This window comes from Micromonospora sp. MP36 (assembly GCF_008119785.1).
GTDB lineage: Bacteria > Actinomycetota > Actinomycetes > Mycobacteriales > Micromonosporaceae > Micromonospora.
This window is the reverse complement of record NZ_VSFA01000001.1, coordinates 143,608-163,848: the sequence shown is the minus strand read 5'-3', so window position 1 is coordinate 163,848 and position 20,241 is coordinate 143,608. Positions and strand designations below refer to the sequence as shown.

At 72.8% G+C, this 20,241-nt stretch carries 19 protein-coding genes; 7 read left to right on the top strand and 12 right to left on the bottom strand.

The annotated features are described in order from the left end of the window. Positions 1 to 18: 18 nt before the first annotated feature. Positions 19 to 504, bottom strand: a complete 486-nt coding sequence (locus FXF52_RS00740; protein WP_007073334.1) for a CarD family transcriptional regulator — start codon at positions 502 to 504, stop codon at positions 19 to 21. 328 nt (positions 505 to 832) lie between these two features. Here FXF52_RS00740 and FXF52_RS00735 point away from each other — a divergent pair, with 328 nt between their 5' ends. Then, entirely contained in the window at positions 833 to 1,555 is a 723-nt protein-coding gene (locus FXF52_RS00735) for a hypothetical protein (RefSeq protein WP_148793165.1), read from the top strand. A gap of 7 nt (positions 1,556 to 1,562) precedes the next feature. Here FXF52_RS00735 and FXF52_RS00730 read toward each other — a convergent pair whose 3' ends face one another. From FXF52_RS00730 to FXF52_RS00715, 4 genes are all read right to left on the bottom strand, one after another. Continuing rightward, the gene (locus tag FXF52_RS00730) at positions 1,563 to 2,177 is read right to left on the bottom strand and encodes a hypothetical protein (protein ID WP_148793164.1); all 615 of its coding nucleotides are present in this window, start codon (positions 2,175 to 2,177) and stop codon (positions 1,563 to 1,565) included. A gap of 53 nt (positions 2,178 to 2,230) precedes the next feature. Next, positions 2,231 to 3,280, bottom strand: a complete 1,050-nt coding sequence (locus tag FXF52_RS00725; protein ID WP_148793163.1) for a type III polyketide synthase — start codon at positions 3,278 to 3,280, stop codon at positions 2,231 to 2,233. A 172-nt stretch (positions 3,281 to 3,452) separates the two neighbouring features. Then, positions 3,453 to 4,619 (bottom strand): acyl-CoA dehydrogenase family protein, encoded by a 1,167-nt coding sequence (locus FXF52_RS00720; RefSeq protein WP_148793162.1) that lies wholly within the window; start codon positions 4,617 to 4,619, stop codon positions 3,453 to 3,455. 42 nt (positions 4,620 to 4,661) lie between these two features. Then, the gene (locus FXF52_RS00715; protein ID WP_148793161.1) at positions 4,662 to 5,423 is read right to left on the bottom strand and encodes a methyltransferase domain-containing protein; all 762 of its coding nucleotides are present in this window, start codon (positions 5,421 to 5,423) and stop codon (positions 4,662 to 4,664) included. A gap of 45 nt (positions 5,424 to 5,468) precedes the next feature. Between FXF52_RS00715 and FXF52_RS00710 the strand changes: the two genes are divergently transcribed. The 4 genes from FXF52_RS00710 (at position 5,469) to disA (ending at position 10,087) form a co-directional block, all read left to right on the top strand. After that, complete coding sequence (locus FXF52_RS00710; RefSeq protein WP_148793686.1) at positions 5,469 to 6,308, top strand: UbiA family prenyltransferase; 840 nt, start codon at positions 5,469 to 5,471, stop codon at positions 6,306 to 6,308. Between the two features lie 141 nt (positions 6,309 to 6,449). After that, the gene (locus tag FXF52_RS00705; protein WP_148793160.1) at positions 6,450 to 7,205 is read left to right on the top strand and encodes a hypothetical protein; all 756 of its coding nucleotides are present in this window, start codon (positions 6,450 to 6,452) and stop codon (positions 7,203 to 7,205) included. 103 nt (positions 7,206 to 7,308) lie between these two features. Beyond that, positions 7,309 to 8,763, top strand: a complete 1,455-nt coding sequence (gene radA, locus FXF52_RS00700) for a DNA repair protein RadA (protein ID WP_148793159.1) — start codon at positions 7,309 to 7,311, stop codon at positions 8,761 to 8,763. Between the two features lie 142 nt (positions 8,764 to 8,905). Then, the gene (disA, locus tag FXF52_RS00695) at positions 8,906 to 10,087 is read left to right on the top strand and encodes a DNA integrity scanning diadenylate cyclase DisA (protein WP_148793158.1); all 1,182 of its coding nucleotides are present in this window, start codon (positions 8,906 to 8,908) and stop codon (positions 10,085 to 10,087) included. Between the two features lie 54 nt (positions 10,088 to 10,141). Here the strand turns inward: disA and FXF52_RS00690 are convergent, their stop codons facing one another. The 3 genes from FXF52_RS00690 to FXF52_RS00680 all read right to left on the bottom strand — a co-directional run bounded on the left by FXF52_RS00690 (position 10,142) and on the right by FXF52_RS00680 (position 12,122). Then, complete coding sequence (locus tag FXF52_RS00690) at positions 10,142 to 10,849, bottom strand: hypothetical protein (RefSeq protein WP_148793157.1); 708 nt, start codon at positions 10,847 to 10,849, stop codon at positions 10,142 to 10,144. Between the two features lie 203 nt (positions 10,850 to 11,052). Next, positions 11,053 to 11,613 (bottom strand): peptide deformylase, encoded by a 561-nt coding sequence (locus tag FXF52_RS00685; RefSeq protein WP_148793156.1) that lies wholly within the window; start codon positions 11,611 to 11,613, stop codon positions 11,053 to 11,055. After that, complete coding sequence (locus FXF52_RS00680) at positions 11,610 to 12,122, bottom strand: glycine cleavage system protein R (RefSeq protein ID WP_148793155.1); 513 nt, start codon at positions 12,120 to 12,122, stop codon at positions 11,610 to 11,612. Before FXF52_RS00680 ends, FXF52_RS00685 begins: the two co-directional genes overlap by 4 nt. A gap of 96 nt (positions 12,123 to 12,218) precedes the next feature. Here FXF52_RS00680 and FXF52_RS00675 point away from each other — a divergent pair, with 96 nt between their 5' ends. Next, positions 12,219 to 13,124 (top strand): A/G-specific adenine glycosylase, encoded by a 906-nt coding sequence (locus tag FXF52_RS00675; protein ID WP_148793154.1) that lies wholly within the window; start codon positions 12,219 to 12,221, stop codon positions 13,122 to 13,124. A gap of 286 nt (positions 13,125 to 13,410) precedes the next feature. Here FXF52_RS00675 and FXF52_RS00670 read toward each other — a convergent pair whose 3' ends face one another. From FXF52_RS00670 to lysS, 3 genes are all read right to left on the bottom strand, one after another. Next, on the bottom strand, positions 13,411 to 15,942 hold the full coding sequence (locus tag FXF52_RS00670; RefSeq protein WP_148793153.1) for an ATP-dependent Clp protease ATP-binding subunit: 2,532 nt from the start codon (positions 15,940 to 15,942) through the stop codon (positions 13,411 to 13,413). Positions 15,943 to 16,505: 563 nt separating this feature from the next. Then, positions 16,506 to 16,856, bottom strand: coding sequence for an Lsr2 family protein (locus tag FXF52_RS00665; RefSeq protein WP_148793152.1), 351 nt, complete (start codon positions 16,854 to 16,856; stop codon positions 16,506 to 16,508). A gap of 112 nt (positions 16,857 to 16,968) precedes the next feature. Next, complete coding sequence (gene lysS / locus FXF52_RS00660) at positions 16,969 to 18,477, bottom strand: lysine--tRNA ligase (RefSeq protein ID WP_148793151.1); 1,509 nt, start codon at positions 18,475 to 18,477, stop codon at positions 16,969 to 16,971. 92 nt (positions 18,478 to 18,569) lie between these two features. Here lysS and FXF52_RS00655 point away from each other — a divergent pair, with 92 nt between their 5' ends. Continuing rightward, positions 18,570 to 19,310 (top strand): class I SAM-dependent methyltransferase, encoded by a 741-nt coding sequence (locus FXF52_RS00655; protein ID WP_148793150.1) that lies wholly within the window; start codon positions 18,570 to 18,572, stop codon positions 19,308 to 19,310. A gap of 89 nt (positions 19,311 to 19,399) precedes the next feature. On the opposite strand, the gene FXF52_RS00650 is transcribed toward FXF52_RS00655, so the two are convergent. Further along, a complete protein-coding gene (locus tag FXF52_RS00650) occupies positions 19,400 to 20,158 on the bottom strand; it encodes a type III pantothenate kinase (RefSeq protein WP_148793149.1) in 759 nt (252 codons plus the stop codon). Positions 20,159 to 20,241 lie beyond the last annotated feature (83 nt).

The following is a 20,241-nucleotide window of genomic DNA, read 5'->3' as shown; positions in this document are numbered from 1 at the left end:
ACGACGATGCTGTGGAACTCAGGCCTCGGTCAGCACCTTGTCGAGCAGCGTCTCCGCCTCGTCCTTGGTGCTCTTCTCGGCCAGCGCGACCTCGCCGACGAGAATGTCGCGGGCCTTGGCGAGCATGCGCTTCTCACCCGCGGACAGACCCCGCTCCCGCTCCCGGCGCCACAGGTCGCGGACGACCTCGGCGACCTTCAGCGGGTTGCCGGAGGCCAGCTTCTCCAGATTCGCCTTGTAACGCCGCGACCAGTTGGTCGGCTCCTCGGTGTGCGGTGCGCGGAGCACGTCGAAGACCTTGCCCAGGCCCTCTTCGCCGACCACCTCACGCACACCCACGATCTCGGCGTTCTCAGCGGGCACCCGGACCGTAAGGTCACCCTGCGCGACCCTCAGGACGAGGTACTGCTTGGGCTCGCCCTTGATGACCCGAGTCTCGATTGCCTCGATGAGTGCGGCCCCGTGGTGGGGGTAAACAACGGTCTCGCCGACACTGAAAACCATAGGTTCGAAACCCCTTTCGCTGTGTCTAGGGTAACACGCTCAGGCACCGATGTCTCACCGCTGTCCTGACCGTTGGCGCAGCTCAGGGGCCCTGTGAGAGGTATTTCTTCAGCTTGACAGGCGGTCAAACCGACGCTTTCGACACGCTCCGTGACCAGCGGATGACAACCCGGTGCGGGTGACGGAAGCGTGGATGTCTAGGGCGATGCGCTCCTCCCATGGTAGCCCCGGAATCCGGAGTGCGCCCAGGTGTGGCGGTACGCCGAGCGGTGCGGGAGGCTGGAGGTGGACGCGACGTCCGCTCACCGAGACGGTTCCTGGGGGTCCGATGGGCATGCCTGATGCTGAAGGCCAAGGGCCACCGGACGGGCTGCCCGACCTGCCCCCGGAGTGGGGGCGGGTGGTCATCCCCGACGACGCCTCGGCGCTCGCCCACGAGGCCCGGCAGGTCCGCCGCGAGCTGCGCCGCCTCCGCCGGCGGGCCGGCTGGCGCCGCCGGCTCGGCCTCACCCCCCGGCCGGACGGCCGCCCGCCGCTCGGGCTGCCGGTGCTGGTGCTGCTGGTGTCCGTGTTGATCACCCTCACCGGGCTAGCGGCGGTCACCTGGCCCCGCTCGTCACGCTCCGGCGGCAGCCCGACCGTCCTCCCGTACCCGACGGCCACCCCGGTCGCGGTCGGGCCACTCCCCGCGCTCGACCTGGTCGGCGCCGGCGAGTCTCCGGTGCCGCTACGCAGCCTGCTGCCGGCGATGATCGTGCTGGTGGACGCCTGCGCCTGCGCGGAACAGGTCACCCAAGCGGCGGCCGCCGCGCCCCCGAGCGTCACCGTGGTCACCGTCACCGAGGGCCGCCGGGTCGAACCTGCCACCGCACCCGGGGTACGCGCGCTCGCCGACCCGGCCGGCGGGCTGCGCGCCTACGCCCACCTCGCCGCCCGCCCCGGTACGGCCCCCGCGCTGCTGGTGGACCGGGAAGGCACCCTGGTGCGGATCGTCCCCGAGTTGGGCGCGGTCGAGCAGTACCGCGACGACCTGGCTCGCATCGCCGGCTGACCGGCGTTCAGAACAGGGCCACGAGCCGGGCGTCCAGGTCGACCGCGCCGCCGGCGACGGTGAACCGCACCAGCAACGGGCCGCCGGCGGCGTCGATCCGGCGGGCGAGCGGCGTCTCCGCACAGGTCGTGGTCAGTGGCGTGCCGTCCTGGTCCGAGCCGGAGTAGGCCACCGTCAACGTCCCCGGGCCGCTGCAGGACACCGTGAGCAGGTGGCGCTCGCCGGCCGAGGGGTTGGCCTGCCGGACCAGTGGACCGTCACCCGGGGCGAGCTGGGACCGCTCCGCCCAGACGGCGTGCGAGCTCAGCACCTCCGCGGCGGCGCCCGGCTCCTGATGGACGACCAGGCCCGCGTCCGGGTCGGCCTCCGGCCCCGGGAGCACCTGCCCGGTCTCCGGGTCGACGGTCACCCGCCTCGCGTCCGGGTCGACGGTCACCCGCCTGGTGTCCGGGTCGGCCAGCCGCACCCCCGGCTCGAGGAAGGCACCCGTCGACGGGCTGGGTGAGGCGCCCGTCTCGCCGAGGGCCGGCGCCGACCGCTGCCACCACCAGCCACCGGCGGCCAGCGCGGCCACCGTCAGCCCGGCCAGCAGCGCACCCCGTACCCGGTCGTCGGCGCCCATCCGGCCAGGGTAGCCGCGCGACCCGGCGGGCACCGTCCCGTGGGACCGGCCGGTCATCCGGTGCGGTCGAGCAGGGCGGCGTACAGGGTCAGGCCCGGTCCGAACGCGAGCATCACGATCCGTTCCGGCGGGGTCTGGGCCCGGCGGAGCCGGTCCAGGATCAGCAGCACCGTGGGGGACGAGCAGTTGCCGTGCTGGTCCAGCGTGGCCCGGGACGCCGCGAGGGCGTCCGGTGGCAGAGCCAGGTCGCGGTCCACCACGTTGAGGATGCGCGGGCCGCCCGGGTGCACCGCCCAGCCGTCCACCTCGGAAACAGTCCGCCCGTGCCGGGCCAGCAGCTCGTCGACCAGCCGCCGGACGTGGCGCGAGAGCACCTGCGGGACCTTCGGCGACAGCCCCATCCGGAAGCCGGTGTCGGTGACGTCCCAGGTCATGTGGTCGGCGGTCGAGGTGTCGGTGACCGAGGCAACTTCCCGCAGCGCGTACCCCCGGCCGCCGGGGACGAGCACGGCGGCGACCGCGGCGTCCGAGAAGAGCGCGTGCGAGACGATCTGCTGGGTGTCCACCCGGACCCCGGCGGGCTGGATGTGCAGGCTCGTCAGCTCGGCGCAGAGCAGCAGCGCCGGCCGGCGCCGGGCGGTGACGAAGTCGCTGGCCGCGCCGAGCCCCGGCAGGGCCGCGTAGCAGCCCATGTGGCCGACGAACATGCGCTGGGTGCCCGGGGCCATGCCCAGATCCCGGGCGAGCAGGATGTCCAGCCCCGGGGTGGCGTACCCGGTGCAGGAGCAGACCAGGAACAGCCCGATGTCACCGGCGTCCAGGCCGGCGGCGGTGAGCGCCCGGCCCACCGCCTCCTTGCCGAGCGGCAACGCCTCTACCTGGTAGCGCCGCATCCGGCGCTCGGTGGGCCACTCGGAGACGTCCTCCAGCAGCGGGTTCACCGCCGCCTGCCGGCGGGACACTCCGGAGTTGGCGAAGATGCGTTCGGCCAGGGCGTGAGTGGTCCCGGAGAAGTGTTTCGCGAAGAAGCCGTCCCAGAGCTCGTCCTGCCCGGTGGCCGGCGGCAACGCCGTACCCACCCCCGCGATCACCGGCACGGCCATGTCGCCCACCTCTCGTTCCCGATCCCACGCTTCACCAACGACCATCTCCCGTTCGCGACTGCGGGGCACGCAAAACCGGCTCACTCCTCGCGCTCACCAACGACCATGTCCCGCTCGCGACTGCGCGGCCGGCTCGCCGCACTGATTGGTGACCCCGGTGGACGGTCGATGCTCACCAGCGAGGCGTCGAGCCGTCGCGGTCCGGGTCGCCGCCGAGCGCGGCGATGCCGAGCCAGTCGGCGCAGACGTCGGAGGTCGCCGGATGCAGCGAGCCGCACCGGGCGTCCCGGTAGAGCCGCTCCAGCGGGTGACCCCGGCGGGTGGCCGAGGTGCCGGCCGCCTCCAGCATGGACGCCGCCACGTCGGCGGCGGTGGTGCCGGCGAGCAGCTTGGCCCGCCACACCCAGCGGTTGGTCTCCGCGTCGCCGGGCGCCTCGTCGACCCGGCGGGCCGCCTCGGCCACCACCAGCTCCGCCGCCGCGACCGCTGCGTCCGCCCGGCCCAGCCGGGCCCGGACCGCCGGCAGACCGGCCAGGTTACGGGCGTTCAGGTGCTCGGCGGCGGCCTCGATCGCCGCCCGGGCCACCCCCACGTACACGGCGGCGTAGCTGGCCACCAACCAGTGCGGCATGAGCTGGGCGACCACCAGGGCCAGCCCCTCCACCCCACCGAGCAGCCGGTCGGCGGGCACGGTGACGTCCAGGTGCAGGTCGTGCGAGGAGGTGGCGCGCATGCCGAGCGAGTCCCAGGTGGGCTCGACGGTGATCCCCGCGCCGGCCGGGACGAGGAACTGGGAGACCACCGACTGGTCGGCGGCGCTGCGGGCGGCCACCAGGTAGCCGTCCGGGTGCCCGGCACCGGAGCAGAAGGTCTTGCTGCCCTTGATGTGCCAGCCCCCGTCGACCGGCTCGTACACCGTGCTGAGCTGGGACAGCCGGGCGCCGGCACCGCGCTCGCTCATCGCCACCGCGTACCAGGCCCCCTCGGCCGCCGCGCGGAGCAGCCGGTCCCGGGCGGCCAGCGCCTCGTCCGGTACGCCGAGTGCCTCGGCCAGCTCCTCGGTGACCGCGCCGAGCGCCCCGGTGACCGAGGCGTGCATGTTGAACACCAGCGCGGTGGCACCGTTGCCCCGGGCCAGCTCGGTGGCGATGGCGGCGTACCCGGCGAAGCTGGCGCCCGCGCCGCCCAGCTCCCGGGGCACCATCAGCCCGAACAGCCCGGCCTCCCGCAGGTCGGCGAAGTCGTCGACCGGAAAGGAGCCGTCCCGGTCGTGGTCCGCCGCGCGGGCGGCCAGTCGCGGCGCCAACCGGCGGGCCGCCTCCAGCGCGTGCACAGTCATGTCGCCCCCTTCTCGGCGTCCCGCTACCCCGGCCGGCCCCGGCTATCCGTGCCGGACCCCCTGGCCCTGGTAGAGCACGGCTCTGGACCAGGTCGGCACGATCCGGGGCGTCCGCCCGGGCGGACGGTCGGTGGCGCCGCTCCGCATCCGGCGCAGCAGCCAGGCCAGCGTCCCACCCAGCTCGGGGCGGATCCCGCGCAAGCGCAGCGCCACGCCGTGTCGGGCGCACTCGGCGACCAGCGCGCGGGCGTCCACGAACAACCGTGGATCGTGGATGCCGCGCGGCACGGTGGGCAGCCGTTCGCCGATCTCCACGGCGACGAGCCGGGCCAGCACGGTGTCGTTGAGGGTGTCCAGCACCAGCAGGCCGCCCGGCCGCAGCAGGCGGCACGCCTCGGCCACCGCGCGTCGCCAGTCCGGCACATGCTCCAGCAGCTCGCCGGCGGACACCACGTCGGCGCAGCCGGCCGCGAGCGGGACCGCGGTGGCGTCGGCCCGGATCGCAGTCACCCCGTGCGTGGCGGCCTGGTCGAGGGCGGAGCGGGTGAGGTCCACCCCGATGTGCCGGTAGCCCTTGCCGACCAGGTGCGGGGCGAGCAGTCCGGCACCGCAGCCGAGGTCGACCAGGACGGCGTCCCTCCTGGACGCCGGGGGCACCAGGTCGGCCCGGGCCCGGGCCAGCCAGTGCAGCATCGCGAACGCGCCGTCCGGGCGCCACCACTCGCCGGCCAGGTCGTCGTACTGGCGGGGATCGTTGGGCGGCAGCACCCGGGGCGAGGTGGACACCGCGGGTGCGTCTCGCATGGACAGAGCGTGGCACGACTCCCCGGTAACGACCAGACTTCTCTTATGCCGTCGTCGGTGTTAGGGCTGATCAGGGCGAGCCATCCAGAGCCGGCCGCTGCGGTCACCGTGGTGGCCGGGCTGCTGGCCTGGGGCGTCGGGCACCGGCCGGCCGGGATCGCCGCCGTGGTGCTCACCGTGCTGGCCAGCCAGCTCGCCGTCGGCTGGAGCAACGACCTGATCGACGCCGACCGGGACGCCACGGTGGGACGTACCGACAAGCCGGTGGCCAGCGGACTGGTCGGGCGGCGTACCCTCGCCCGCGCCGCCGTCGCGGCCGCCGTCGCCACCCCGGTGGTGGCGCTGCTCACGGGCGGCGTGGCGGCGCTCTGCGTGACGCTCGGGCTGGTGTCCGGGCTGCTCTACAACTGGCCGCTGAAGTCGACCCCCGTCTCGGTGCTGCCGTACGCGGTCTCCTTCGGCTCGCTGCCCGCGTTCGTGGTGCTGGCCCTGCCGGGCGCGCCCACGCCCCCGGTCTGGCTGGTGGCCGCCGCCGCCTGCCTGGGCGCCGGGGCCCACTTCGCCAACGTCCTGCCCGACCTGGCCGACGACGCCCGCACCGGGGTGCGCGGGCTGCCGCACCGGCTCGGCCCGGCGGGCAGCCGGTCGGCCGCCGCCGGGCTGCTCCTCGCGGCCACCGTCGTCCTGGTCGTCGGCCCGCCCGGGCGTCCGTCGTGGGCGGGCCTGTCGGCGGTCGCCGCCGCCGTCCTGGTGCCGGCCCTCGGCTGGTACGGCGGACGGGTCGGGACCCGGCCCGGGGGCCGGCCGGTGGCCGCCTTCCGGGCGGTGATGCTGGTGGCGCTCATCGATGTGGTCCTGCTGGTGGCGAACGGTCGGGTGGTCTGACGGGTCACCGGGAAGGTGGCATGTCCGGGTCGGCGTGCGGGCCTCGATCAGCTACAACTACCCTGGAGCGCGGTCTGCGCGGGTATGGCCACCCCGTGCCCGGCGTACGGCCGGGTGGGGATCGTGACGAGGAGGACCGACGTGACGCGCTCGATCAGGGGTTCCCGGCGGGCGGCCCTGTTGCTGGCTGGTACGGCGGCGACGAGCCTGCTGCTGTCCGGGTGTGGCGCCGGCCAGGTGGCCGAGACCGCCAAGAAGATCCCGTCGGTGCAGGGCGTCAGCGTCCAGACCCCCGACAACCTCTACGCCGTGCGCGGCCTGTACGTGCAGTTCCCGGGCGTCGAGGGCTACCCGGCGGGCGGCAACGCGGCGCTCAACATGGTGATCTACAACGACAGCCGGTCCGCGGTCACCGTGACCGTCACCACCGAGAGCGCCCGCGACGTCGTGCTGAACGGCGGTACCCCGAGCGGCGCCCAGGCGAGCCCGAGCGAGTCGGCCACCGAGCCGATGTCCGCGTCGCCCAGCCCGACCGAGCCGTCGGCCTCCGCCAGCGCCGCCGAGTCGGCCAGCCCGTCGGCCTCGCCGAGCGAGTCGGCCACGCCCACCGAGCCGGCCCGGATCGAGATCCCGGCGCTCGGCTACGCCCAGCTCAACAGCAGCAACGGGCGGTTCCTCCAGCTCGTCGGCCTGACCGACAAGCTCCTCTCCGGCCAGCAGGTCGTCCTGACCTTCGACTTCGGCAACGGCAAGACCATCAAGACCGCAGCCCCGGTCGGCGTCCCGCTGACCCCGGCCGCGCGCCCCTCGCCGGTCGTCCAGCCCCGTGAGGAGGGCGGCGCCGGCCACCCCGGTGGCCTGGAGGAGGGCGGCGCCACGGGCGTCACCCACAGCTGACCGACCCATTCTTCGACGACACCGCCGGTGTGGCCAGCGCCACGCCGGCGGTGTCGTCGTTTCCGGGTGGGCTTTCGTCGTACCGCCCGGTTAGCGTCCTGACGTGAGCACCTCCCGATCGACGTCGTCCCGCACCACCACCGCCACCAGCCGAAGCCGGGGCGCCAGCCGTGAGCCGCGCCCGGCGTACGAGTGCGACGCCTGCGGCCACCAGCCGCCCAAGTGGGTCGGGCGCTGCCCGGAGTGCGGCGAGTGGGGCTCGGTGGTCGAGTGCACTGTCACCGGCCCGCTGGTCTCCGGCCGGGTGGTCAGCTCCCGGATGCCCGCCGAGCCGGCCCGCCCGATCGCCACCATCAGCGCCGCGCCGGCCCGGGCCCGGCCGACCGGGGTCAGCGAGCTCGACCGGGTGCTCGGCGGTGGTCTCGTGCCCGGCGCGGTGGTGCTGCTCGCCGGCGAGCCGGGGGTGGGCAAGTCGACGCTGCTGCTCGACGTCGCCCAGCAGTGGGCGGCCAACGCCGGCAGCCCGTCTCTGGTGGTCAGCGGCGAGGAGTCGGTCAGCCAGGTGCGGCTGCGCGCCGAGCGGATGGGCACCCTGCACGAGAAGCTCTACCTGGCCGCCGAGAGCGACCTGTCGGCGGTGCTCGGCCATCTCGACGCGGTCAAGCCGGGGCTGCTGGTGCTCGACTCGGTGCAGACCGTCTCGACCACCGGTGCGGAGGGCGTGCCGGGCGGGGTGACCCAGGTCCGGGCGGTCACCGCGGCCCTGGTGGCGGTCGCGAAGGAGCGCGGCATCGCCACCGTGCTGGTCGGCCACGTGACGAAGGACGGTCAGGTCGCCGGCCCCCGGGTGCTGGAGCACCTGGTCGACGTGGTGCTGCACTTCGAGGGCGACAAGCACTCGTCACTGCGCATGGTCCGGGGGGTGAAGAACCGGTTCGGCGCGGCGGACGAGGTGGGCTGCTTCGAGATGCACGAGGGGGGCATCAGCAGCCTGGCCGACCCGTCCGGGCTCTTCCTGACCCGCTACGCCGAGCCGGTGCCGGGCACCTGTGTCACCGTGGCGATGGAGGGGCGGCGGGCCCTGGTGACCGAGGTGCAGGCACTGATCGGGGCCACCGTCGCCGGCTCGCCCCGGCGTACGGTCTCCGGGCTGGATGGGGCCCGGCTGGCGATGGTGCTGGCGGTGCTCCAGCGGCGGACCGAGCGGCTGACCCTGCACGACCGGGAGGTCTTCGCCGCCACGGTCGGCGGCATCCGGGTGGTCGAGCCGGCGGCCGACCTGGCCGTGGCCCTCGCGGTCGCGTCCGGCGGCCTCAACCTGGCCATCGCCCCGCATCTGGTGGCGATCGGCGAGGTCGGGCTCACCGGCGAGGTACGCCGGGTCGGCGCGGTCCCCCGCCGGCTGGCCGAGGCGGCCCGGCTCGGTTTCCGGCTGGCCCTGGTGCCACCCGGCTGCGGTCCGACCAGCAGCGGGGTGGCCCCGGACAACATGACCGTGATCGAGGTCACGGACGTGCGCGCCGCGCTCCAGGCGGCCGCCCGTGCGTCCGCGGAGTGAACCGTGGGGCGGCGGGGGCGGCACGGGCTGGGCGATTTCGGACAGCGCGCGCATCCGGTCGCCGATCACCGAAGCAGGACATCGTGACACATCACAGTAACCACGAGAGCACCCACCGCAGGGCAGTCCGTAGACTGTGCCCGTGCCGATCGACCGCGATGCCACCAAGCCCGCCGCGGCGACGCCGCACGCCCGCACCGGCGCGGTGGGCTCCCCCGCCCGTCCGATCAACGTGACCGTCACCGGAGGCGTCGGCGCCGGCGGGGATCCGCTGCGCGCCAACCTCGCCCTGATGGCGCCCGGCACCGCGCTGCGCGACGGGCTCGAACGCATCCTGCGCGGCCGCACCGGCGCGCTCATCGTCCTCGGTTACGACAAGATCGTCGAGCAGATCTGCACCGGCGGCTTCCCGCTGGACGTCGAGTTCTCCGCCACCCGGGTCCGGGAGCTGTGCAAGATGGACGGCGCCGTGGTGCTCTCCAGCGACGGCACCCGCATCGTCCGGGCCGCCGTGCACCTGATGCCCGACCCGTCCATCCCCACCGAGGAGTCCGGCACCCGGCACCGCACGGCGGAGCGGGTGGCCCGGCAGACCGGCTACCCGGTCATCTCGGTGAGCCAGTCCATGCGGATCATCAGCCTCTACGTAAACGGTCAGCGGCACGTGCTGGACGACTCGGCGGCCATCCTGTCCCGCGCCAACCAGGCCCTGGCCACCCTGGAGCGCTACAAGCTCCGCCTCGACGAGGTGTCCGGCACCCTCTCCGCCCTGGAGATCGAGGACCTGGTGACCGTACGCGACGCGGTGGCCGTGGTGCAGCGGCTGGAGATGGTCCGCCGGATCGCCGACGAGATCGCCGGATACGTGGTGGAGCTGGGCACCGACGGCCGGCTGCTCGCCCTTCAGCTCGACGAGCTGATGGCCGGCGTGGACGCCGACCGCACCCTGGTCATCCGGGACTACCTCCCGATCGGTCGCAAGTCGCGCACCCTGGACGAGGCGCTGGTCGAGCTGGACCTGCTCGGCGCCACCGAGCTGATCGACCTGGTCTCGGTGGCCAAGGCGATCGGCTACCCGTCCGCCTCCGACGCTCTCGACGCGGCGGTGAGCCCGCGCGGCTTCCGGCTGCTGGCCAAGGTGCCCCGGCTCCCCGCAGCCGTGGTCGACCGGCTGGTGGTGCACTTCGGCAGCCTGCAGCGGCTGCTCGGCGCCACGGTGGAGGACCTGCAGGCGGTCGAGGGGGTGGGCGACGCCCGCGCCCGGGGCGTCCGCGAGGGGCTGTCCCGGCTCGCCGAGGCGTCCATCCTGGAGCGGTACGTCTGAGCCGACGCCGGTCGGCCAGTCAGTCAGGCAGTCAGCTGGCCGCCGGTCATCCGGTCAGCCGGTGATGGTCAGCTTCACCGGATCGCTGAGCTTGGTGCCCACTCGGGCGAAGACCTGGTAGGTGCCGGGCTGCGCGTAGGGGCCGTCGGCCAGGCCGTTCGCGCACTTCGTGCTGTACCGGCTGTTCCAGCCCAGCTCGTAGAAGCGCTCGAAGTTCGGCGTGAACGACTGCACGTCCGAGCCCTTGCCGGTGCCACAGGTGTCCGAGGACCAGACCTTCTCCGCGCCGGCCTTGACGAACAGCTCCTGCAGGTCGGCACCGACGTCCCGGCTGCAGGTACGGGTCGACACGTTCTTGATCTTGAGCCGGAGGGTGACCATCGTCTGCTGCTGGGCGGTGGCCGGCACCGCCACGGGGGTGACCTTGATCTCGGAGTCGGCGCAGGTCCCGTCATCGACCACCGGGGCGGCCGGCACGTCGTTCGACGCCCCGCCGCTCTGCCCGGCGTCCGAGCCGCCGCCGGCGTCGCCCGGGGTCGGGGACGGGCTGTCGGACGTCGGCGTCAGCACCGACCCGGTTGGCTGCGCGGCCGGGGCGGACGCCTTCGACGAGGGATCGACACCCGTCGCGTTGGTGTTCTTGGGATCCGGATTGGCGCAGGAGTAGAGCAGGACAATCAGGAAGAGAAGCCCCGCTCCGAAGACGACGGCGCGACGCCGCCAGTACACGGCGGGTGGCAGGGGGCCGACCGTCATACGCATAATGCGTTCACCGTAGCGGCGTACCGCGTGCGGCGGGGTGCGACGCGCCGGTGCGGACGGACCGGGCCGAGCACGCCCTCCACAGTCGACAGCCGCCGGTCACCGAGCGGCTCCGGGCGGGCGCGCAGCGCGACGCCGAATGGCAGGCGGACGCGGCCAGCCACCGGCTGCGCGAGGTGGTGAGCGACGCTGGCCAGCACGGCTCAGAGATAGACCTTGCGCTGGTAGACGGCGTGCGCCCCGGCGACCCGGTCGAGGAACAGCAGCCCGGCGCAGTGGTCGATCTCGTGCTGGAGCGCCCGCGCCTCGAAGCCGTCCGTCACCAGCCGCACCGGCGCGCCGCTGCCCGGCAGCACCCCCTCGACCACGAGCCGGCTGGCCCGCTTCACGTCGCCGGTCAGGTCGGGCACCGACATGCAGCCTTCGCGCCCGGCCTTCCAGCGGGACGCCTCCACCACCTTCGCGTTGCAGAGCACGAAGGTGCCGTGCACCGTGACCGCCTTCGGGTGGCCGGTGATGTCCACCGCGAACACCTGGGCGCTCACCCCGACCTGCGGCGCGGCGAGACCCACGCACCCCGGGGAGACCCGCATGGTGGCGACCAGGTCGGCGGCGAGGCGGACCACCTCGGCCGAGGTCGGGTCGACCTCCGGCCCGGGGCGGCTGAGCACCGGGTCGGGCGCGGCGACCACTGGGCGTACCTCGCCGGGCACGCCCAGCGCCTCGGGGGTCCAGCCGCCCAGGCCGACGTACTCGGCCGTCACAGCAGGTCCGGGTCCGCCGGCCGGAGGCTGACGCCCACGCCCAGCTCGGCAGCGGTACGGGCGAGCCGGCCGGCCACCTCGTCGGAGCTGCCCGGCGGCAACTCCACCTCGGCGACCACCACGTAGAGGGACCCGGTCAGCCGGGTGCTCAGGTCGGTGACGTTGCCGCCCGAGTCGGCCAGCACCCGGGTCATCGCCGCCACGATGCCCATCCGGTCCGCGCCGTGCACCGCCATCACGTACGGCTCACCGGCCGGCGCGGTCCGCCCGTCGGGGGTGACCGCGCGTACGGTGGCCAGCAGTTGGCCGTCCGCGGCGAGCGGGGCCAGCGCGGCCTCGACCTCGGCGGCGGCCGGGCCCACGCAGATCAGGGTCATCGCGAAGTGCCCCCGCAGCCGGGTCATCGTGGAGTCGGTGAGGTTCGCGCCGAGCCGCGCGAGGGCCTCGGCGACGTCGGCCACGATGCCCGGCCGGTCCCGGCCGATGACGGTGATCGCGAGCTCGTTCATCCGGACATTCTGCCCCGTCGGCCCTGGTCGGCCGCGTGGGCCCGGCCAGCCCGCCCATCCTGCGGGAAGGCCGTCCGTGACATGATCGGCAGCGCGATGTCTGAGCCCACCTTCGCCACCCTGGTCAGCCGGTGGTACGAGCGGAACGCCCGCGACCTGCCGTGGCGCAAGCCGGGTGTCGGCGCCTGGGCCATCCTGGTCAGCGAGGTCATGCTCCAGCAGACGCCGGTGGTCCGGGTGCTGCCCGCCTGGGAGGCGTGGCTGGCCCGCTGGCCGGTACCACTGGCGCTGGCCGAGGACACCCCGGCCGAGGCGATCCGGATGTGGGGCCGGCTCGGCTACCCCCGCCGGGCGGTACGGCTGCGGGACTGCGCCGTGGCGATCGTGGAGCGGCACGGCGGCGAGGTGCCGGACCGGCTGGACCAGTTGCTGGCCCTGCCGGGCGTCGGGACGTACACGGCCCGGGCGGTCGCGGCGTTCGCGTACGGGCAGCGGCACCCGGTGGTGGACACCAACGTGCGACGGGTGGTCTGCCGGGCGATCGCCGGGGAGCCGGACGCCGGCCCCGCCACCCGCCCCGCCGACCTGGTGGCCACCGAGGAACTGCTGCCGGCGGAGCCCGCTGCGGCGGCCCTGGCCAGCGCGGCGTTCATGGAACTCGGGGCTGTCGTCTGCACCGCCCGCACTCCCCGCTGCACGGTGTGTCCGGTCGAGTCCGTCTGCGCCTGGCGCGCCTCCGGCCAGGAGGCCCCGGCCGGCCCGACCCGCCGCCCCCAGCGGTACGCCGGCACCGACCGGCAGGTACGCGGCCTGCTGCTCGCGGTGCTCCGCGAGGCGACCGGCCCGGTGCCGCACCAGCGGCTCGACCAGGTGTGGCACGACGACGTACAGCGGGCCCGGGCCCTGGCCGGGCTGGTCACCGACGGGCTGGTCGAACCCGTCGGCGAGGAGTCCTTCCGCCTGATCGGCGACGGCCCCCCAATCCCCCTCCGCCACCCCTGATCCCACGCCGGACAGGCTTCTCGGCGATGCCAGGCCGCCCACCTGGCGGGGCCGAGCGCCAGCTCGCCGACCTGGCGGCATCATGCCGCCCTCGACACCACCACATCGCCGACCCGGAGTCGATCAAGCGCGAGGGCGGGGCGGGCGGGGCCGGACCGGCGCCGCGCCGGGCCTGGCCGGCGGGGCGGGCCAGGGCGGGGCGGCCGGGCCAGGCGGGGCGCGGCGCGGAAAAAGCGACGACCCCGGCGGCTTTCGCCTGCCGGGGCCGTCGCCCTGTCGCTGGGTCTTACTCGTCCGCACCCGCGGTGGCGGCGCCACCGAGGTCCGCCGGGACGGCGTCCGGCACGGCCACCGGCCGGTCGGCGCCCCGGAAGACGAGCTTCGACTTGTCGATGTTGCTCGGGTCGCCCTCGCAGTCCACCACCACGATCTGACCCGGGGTCAGCTCGTTGAAGAGGATCCGCTCGGAGAGGTTGTCCTCGATGTCGCGCTGGATCGTGCGACGCAGCGGCCGCGCGCCCAGCACCGGGTCGAAGCCCTTCTTCGCCAGGTACTTCTTGGCGTTGTCGGTCAGCTCCAGGCCCATGTCCTTGTTCCTCAGCTGGGTCTCGATGCGGGAGATCATGATGTCGACGATCGACAGGATCTCCTGCTCGCGCAGCTGGTGGAAGACGATGGTGTCGTCGATCCGGTTCAGGAACTCGGGCCGGAAGTGCTGCTTGAGCTCGTCGTTGACCTTCTGCTTCATCCGGTCGTAGTTCGACTCGGAGTCCTCAGAGGCCTGGAAGCCCAGCGAGACCGCCTTGGCGACGTCCCGCGTACCGAGGTTGGTGGTCAGGATGATGACCGTGTTCTTGAAGTCCACGATCCGACCCTGGCCGTCGGTGAGCCGCCCGTCCTCCAGAATCTGGAGGAGCGTGTTGAACACGTCCGGGTGGGCCTTCTCGATCTCGTCGAACAGGACCACCGAGAACGGCCGACGACGCACCTTCTCGGTCAGCTGCCCGCCCTCGTCGTAGCCGACGTAGCCGGGAGGGGCACCCACCAGCCGGGACACCGTGTACCGGTCGTGGAACTCGGACATGTCCAGCTGGATGAGGGCGTCCTCGCTGCCGAACAGGAACTCGGCGAGCGCCTTGGACAGCTCGGTCTTACCCACACCGGACGGGCCGGCGAAGATGAACGAGCCGGACGGGCGCTTCGGGTCCTTCAGGCCGGCCCGGGTACGCCGGATCGCCTTCGAGACCGCCTTGACCGCGTCCTCCTGGCCGATGACGCGCTTGTGCAGCTCGTCCTCCATGCGCAGCAGGCGCGAGGTCTCCTCCTCGGTCAGCTTGTAGACCGGGATGCCGGTCCAGTTGCCGAGCACCTCGGCGATCTGCTCGTCGTCGACCTCGCTGACGACGTCCAGGTCGCCGGCCTTCCACTCCTTCTCCCGCTGGGCCTTCTGGCCGAGCAGCTGCTTCTCCTTGTCGCGGAGCTGAGCGGCCCGCTCGAAGTCCTGCGCGTCGATCGCGGACTCCTTGTCGCGGCGCACCTGGGCGATGCGCTCGTCGAAGTCGCGCAGGTCTGGCGGCGCGGTCATCCGGCGGATCCGCATCCGGGCACCGGCCTCGTCGATCAGGTCGATCGCCTTGTCTGGCAGGAAGCGGTCGGAGATGTACCGGTCGGCCAGGGTGGCGGCGGCCACCAGGGCGGCGTCGGTGATGCTCACCCGGTGGTGCGCCTCGTAGCGGTCGCGCAGGCCCTTGAGGATCTCGATGGTGTGGGCCAGCGAGGGCTCACCCACCTGGATCGGCTGGAAGCGGCGCTCGAGAGCGGCGTCCTTCTCCAGGTGCTTGCGGTATTCGTCGAGGGTGGTGGCGCCGATGGTCTGCAGCTCGCCACGGGCCAGCATCGGCTTGAGGATGCTGGCGGCGTCGATCGCGCCCTCGGCGGCACCCGCACCCACCAGGGTGTGGATCTCGTCGATGAACAGGATGATGTCGCCGCGGGTGCGGATCTCCTTGAGCACCTTCTTCAGGCGCTCCTCGAAGTCACCGCGGTAGCGCGAGCCGGCCACCAGGGCGCCGAGGTCCAGCGTGTAGAGCTGCTTGTCCTTCAGCGTCTCGGGCACCTCGCCCTTGATGATCTTCTGGGACAGCCCCTCCACCACGGCGGTCTTGCCGACGCCGGGCTCACCGATCAGGACCGGGTTGTTCTTGGTACGGCGGGAGAGCACCTGCATGACCCGCTCGATTTCCTTCTCGCGCCCGATCACCGGGTCGAGCTTGCCCTCGCGGGCGGCCTGGGTCAGGTTGCGGCCGAACTGGTCCAGCACGAGGCTGGTCGACGGCGCGGCCTCACCCGGCGCGGCGCCCGCCGCGGCCGGCTCCTTGCCCTGGTAGCCGGAGAGCAGCTGGATCACCTGCTGGCGGACCCGGTTGAGGTCCGCGCCGAGCTTGACCAGCACCTGGGCGGCGACGCCCTCACCCTCGCGGATCAGACCGAGCAGGATGTGCTCCGTGCCGATGTAGTTGTGGCCGAGCTGCAGCGCCTCACGCAGCGACAGCTCCAGCACCTTCTTGGCCCGCGGCGTGAACGGGATGTGCCCGCTCGGCGCCTGCTGGCCCTGGCCGATGATCTCCTCGACCTGCTGACGGACGCCCTCGAGGGAGATGCCGAGGCTCTCCAGGGCCTTTGCCGCGACACCCTCACCCTCGTGGATCAGGCCCAGCAGGATGTGCTCCGTACCGATGTAGTTGTGGTTGAGCATCCGGGCCTCTTCCTGGGCCAGGACGACAACCCGTCGCGCTCGGTCGGTGAACCGCTCGAACATGCCCTCGTGCTCCTCACGTGCCGTGCGCCTTGATGGTCTAGATCTTGGCGGGGCCGGTGCGCGGACGTCCGGGACGGGCGTCCGTGCCTCCTTACTCTATCGCCGCGGACCGACTCCGCTGAGGTCGTGCGACCCCGCGAATGCCGGTTCACGCGTCGTTTCTGACAACCGTCCACGCTCAGGAGGTGTTCCGGTACCCCTGCCTGTACGCGCAGAGCGAAATTCGATCGTCGGTGGAAAAGCCCGATCGGGGGCTCCCCGGAGGTGTCCGGGGCGGGGCGGGCGGCGTCGCTGCCGACCGCCGGTCATCCACAACCTGTGGACAGGTTCTCCACTGCCTGTGGACAACTGCCCCCGGCACGGTTTTCTTCCCCGGTCCCGGCCGAAGTTTCGTGGGCACCCGCCCGGCACGCCACCGGCGGGGACGGACCGGACAGACGACGCGGCGAGGCGGAAACGGCCGGGACGGACCGGACAGACGGCGCGGCGGGGCGGAAACGGCGACGCCGGCCCGGAGTGGCACTCCGGTCCGGCGTCGGTGTCGCCCGCTGCGGCTCGTCGGCTCAGTGGCCCGCCTTCGCGTGGTACTCGTCCACGATCTCCTGCGGGATGCGCCCCCGGTCCGAGATGTCCTTGCCGGCCTTCTTCGCCCAGGCCCGGATGGCCTTGTTCTGCTCGCGGTCGGCGGTCGCGCCGCCGCGGCCACGCGCGGCCCGGCCACCGACGACCACCCCGCCGCGCCCGACCTTCGTGCCGTGCGCGATGTACTGAGCGAATACGTCGCGCAATTTCTCGGCATTGGGAGCCGACAGGTCGATCTCGTACTGCACGCCGTCGAGCGCGAACTTGACGGTCTCGTCAGCGTCCCCGCCGTCCAGGTCATCGACCAGCTTGTGAATGATCTGCTTGGCCATCCCCACATTCCTTTCGAGCAGGGTGGTGCTCCTGTTTATACAGGAGCACAATAACCCCCTCGATGCTTGCCGCGTCAATAGGATCCGGTAACGACGCGGCGCTGCCTCACGGCTACTCGGGGCGGACCAACGGGAACAGGATGGTTTCCCGAATTCCCAGGCCGGTCAGCGCCATCAACAGCCGGTCGATTCCCATTCCCATACCGCCGGCCGGCGGCATTCCGTACTCCATCGCCCGGAGAAAGTCCTCGTCCAGTCGCATGGCCTCGTCGTCGCCGCGGGCGGCGAGCTGCGCCTGGGCCACCAGCCGCTCCCGCTGCACCACCGGGTCGACCAGCTCAGAGTACGCGGTGCCCAGCTCGAAGCCGAGCACGTAGAGGTCCCACTTCTCGGCCAGGCCCGGCTCGGTGCGGTGCGCCCGGGTCAGCGGGCTGGTCTCCTCCGGGTAGTCGCGCACGAAGGTGGGCGCCTGCAGCGACGGGACGACGAGTTCCTCGAACAGCTCCTCGGCCAGCTTGCCCGGACCCCACTTCGGGTCGACGGAGAGCCCGACCTTGTCCGCGTACTCGACCAGGCGCGACCTTTCGGTGCGCACGGTGACCTCCTCACCGAGCGCTTCGGAAAGCACACCGAACAGCGTCACCGACCGCCACTCGCCGCCCAGATCGAACTCGCGGCCGTCGGCGTGGGTGACCACCGTCGAGCCGGCGACCGCGAGCGCCGCCTGCTGCACGAGATTACGGGTCAGCTCGGCCATCGTGTTGTAGTCGCCGTACGCCTGGTAGGCCTCGAGCATCGCGAACTCGGGTGAGTGCGAGGAGTCGATGCCCTCATTACGGAAGTTGCGGTTGATCTCGAAGACCCGGTCCACACCGCCGACCACGGCGCGCTTGAGAAACAGTTCCGGCGCGATTCGCAGATACAGATCGGTGTTGAGCGCATTGCTGTGGGTCACGAATGGGCGGGCCGCCGCGCCACCGTGCAGCAACTGGAGCATCGGGGTCTCCACCTCGACGAAGTCCTGCGCGTGCAGGGTGTCGCGGAGGCTGCGCACCGCCGCGGCCCGGGTACGCACCATCTGCCGCGCCTGCGGCCGGACGACCAGATCCACGTAGCGCTGGCGGACCCGGGCCTCCTCGCTGAGCGGCTTGTGCGCCACCGGCAGCGGGCGCAGCGCCTTGGCGGTGACCGCCCACTCCTCGACCAGCACCGACAGCTCGCCGCGCCGGCTGGTGATCACCTCGCCGGTGACCCCGACGTGGTCACCGAGGTCGACCAGGCGCTTCCAGTCCTCCAGCCGCTCCGCGCCGACCCGGTCCAGCGAGAGCATCGCCTGGAGTTCGGTGCCGTCGCCGTCCCGCAAGGTGGCGAAGCAGAGCTTGCCGGTGTTGCGCACGAAGATCACCCGGCCGGTGACCGAGACCCGGTCGCCGGTGGCGGTGTCGGTGGGCAGGTCGGCGTACTGCGCCCGGATCCGGGCCAGCGTGCTGGTCCGGAGGTATCCGACCGGGTACGGCTCGACGCCCTCGGCGAGCATCCGGTCCCGCTTCTCCCGGCGGACCTTCATCTGCTCCGGAAGGTCGTCGGCGGGGTCGACTGGCAGGGCGTTCTGCTCGCTCACGGCACGCTTCCTCAGGAAAGGAGTTATCGGCGGGGTCAGGCTCCGAGCGTACTCAAGGCCCTGGGTGGGCGTTACGGGATAACCTGCCGCTCATGACGGACCCCACTCAGGCGCTCTCCTTCGGCGTCGCCGCCGCGGCGTACGACCGGTTCCGCCCCCGCTATCCGGAGGCGGCCCTGCGCTGGGCGCTGGACGGGCTGGCCACGCCCGCGCGGGTGGTGGATCTGGGCGCGGGCACCGGCATCCTCACCCGCGGGGTGCTCGCGCTCGGCCACGACGTCGTACCCGTGGAGCCGGATCCGGAGATGCGGGCGCAACTGGCGGTCGCGACCCCGGGCACGACGCCGCTGGCGGGCACCGCCGAGGCGGTGCCGCTGCCGGACGGGTCGGCGGACGCGGTGCTGGCTGGGCAGGCCTACCACTGGTTCGACAAGGAGCCGGCACACGCGGCGATCGCCCGGGTGCTCCGGCCGGGCGGCACCTTCGCCCCGATCTGGAACACCCGCGACGATCGGGTCGGCTGGGTGGCGGAGTTGGGCCGGGTCGCCCACCTCGGCGACACCGCCGGCGACGTGACCGAGAAGTACGGCGACTTCGGCCCCGCCTTCGAGCCGGTCGAGCTGGGCGAGTTCGCCCACACCACCACGCTCACCCCGGACGAGGTGATCGGCATGCTGCACACCCGCTCGTACTGGCTCACCGCCCCGCCGGACGAGCAGGAGCGGGTCGACCGGAAGCTGCGGGAACTCTTCGCCACCCACCCCGACCTGGCCGGCCGGGAAACCGTCGAGCTGCCCTACCGCACGTTCGTCTTCCGCTCCCGACGGCGCTGAACCAGGAAGGGATCCGGGCAGCCCGACCGGCGGAGGGATCAGGCCGGACCGACCGGAGCCGGTCGGGCTCCCCGGATCCCCACGAACGATCAGAGGTTGCGCTCGTAGACCATGCGCAGGCCGATGAGGGTGATCATCGGCTCGTGGTGGGTGATCGTGCGGCACTCGTGGAGCACCAGCGAGGCCAGCCCGCCCGTGGCGATCACCGCCTTCACCTCGCCCAGCTCCTCGGTCATCCGCTCGACGATCCGGTCGACCTGGCCGGCGAAGCCGAAATAGAGGCCGGCCTGCAGGCACTCCACGGTGTTCTTGCCGATCACCGAGCGGGGCTTCGTCGCCTCCACCTTGCGCAGCTGGGCGGCGCGGGCGGCCAGCGCGTCGAAGGAGATCTCGATGCCCGGCGCGAAGGCGCCGCCGAGGAACTCGCCCCGGCCGCTGATCACGTCGAAGTTGGTGGTCGTGCCGAAGTCCACCACGATCGACGGCCCGCCGTAGAGGGTGTACGCGGCCAGGGTGTTGACCACCCGGTCCGCGCCGACCTCCTTGGGGTTGTCGATGGCGAGCTGCACCCCGGTGCGTACCCCGGGCTCGACGATCACGCTCGGCAGGTCCGCGTAGTAGCGGGCCAGCATGGTACGCAGCGAGCGCAGCGCGGCCGGCACCGTCGAGCAGGCGGCCACCCCGGTGATCTCCACGGCGTCACCGGCCAGCAGCCCCCGGAACATCAGCCCCAGCTCGTCCGCGGTGGAACGGGCATCGGTCTTGATCCGCCAGGAGTGCACCAGCTTGTCGCCGTCGAAGGTCGCCAGCACGGTGTTGGTGTTTCCGATGTCGATGCAGAGCAGCACGCTGGCAGCCTAGACGGCGGTCGCGCCGGGTGAGCGCGAGGAGTGAGCCGGTTTTGCGAGCCCCGCAGTCGCGAACGAAGACC

Coding starts and splice junctions, on each gene's coding strand:
- FXF52_RS00720 (WP_148793162.1), bottom strand. CDS start 4,619: ATGACTGTGCACGCGCTGGAGGCGGCCCGCCGGTTGGCGCCGCGACTG.
- FXF52_RS00670 (WP_148793153.1), bottom strand. CDS start 15,942: ATGTTCGAGCGGTTCACCGACCGAGCGCGACGGGTTGTCGTCCTGGCC.
- FXF52_RS00740 (WP_007073334.1), bottom strand. CDS start 504: ATGGTTTTCAGTGTCGGCGAGACCGTTGTTTACCCCCACCACGGGGCC.
- FXF52_RS00710 (WP_148793686.1), top strand. CDS start 5,469: ATGCCGTCGTCGGTGTTAGGGCTGATCAGGGCGAGCCATCCAGAGCCG.
- FXF52_RS00675 (WP_148793154.1), top strand. CDS start 12,219: ATGTCTGAGCCCACCTTCGCCACCCTGGTCAGCCGGTGGTACGAGCGG.
- FXF52_RS00665 (WP_148793152.1), bottom strand. CDS start 16,856: ATGGCCAAGCAGATCATTCACAAGCTGGTCGATGACCTGGACGGCGGG.
- FXF52_RS00655 (WP_148793150.1), top strand. CDS start 18,570: ATGACGGACCCCACTCAGGCGCTCTCCTTCGGCGTCGCCGCCGCGGCG.
- FXF52_RS00715 (WP_148793161.1), bottom strand. CDS start 5,423: ATGCGAGACGCACCCGCGGTGTCCACCTCGCCCCGGGTGCTGCCGCCC.
- FXF52_RS00735 (WP_148793165.1), top strand. CDS start 833: ATGGGCATGCCTGATGCTGAAGGCCAAGGGCCACCGGACGGGCTGCCC.
- FXF52_RS00725 (WP_148793163.1), bottom strand. CDS start 3,280: ATGGCCGTGCCGGTGATCGCGGGGGTGGGTACGGCGTTGCCGCCGGCC.
- FXF52_RS00690 (WP_148793157.1), bottom strand. CDS start 10,849: ATGCGTATGACGGTCGGCCCCCTGCCACCCGCCGTGTACTGGCGGCGT.
- FXF52_RS00680 (WP_148793155.1), bottom strand. CDS start 12,122: ATGAACGAGCTCGCGATCACCGTCATCGGCCGGGACCGGCCGGGCATC.
- FXF52_RS00730 (WP_148793164.1), bottom strand. CDS start 2,177: ATGGGCGCCGACGACCGGGTACGGGGTGCGCTGCTGGCCGGGCTGACG.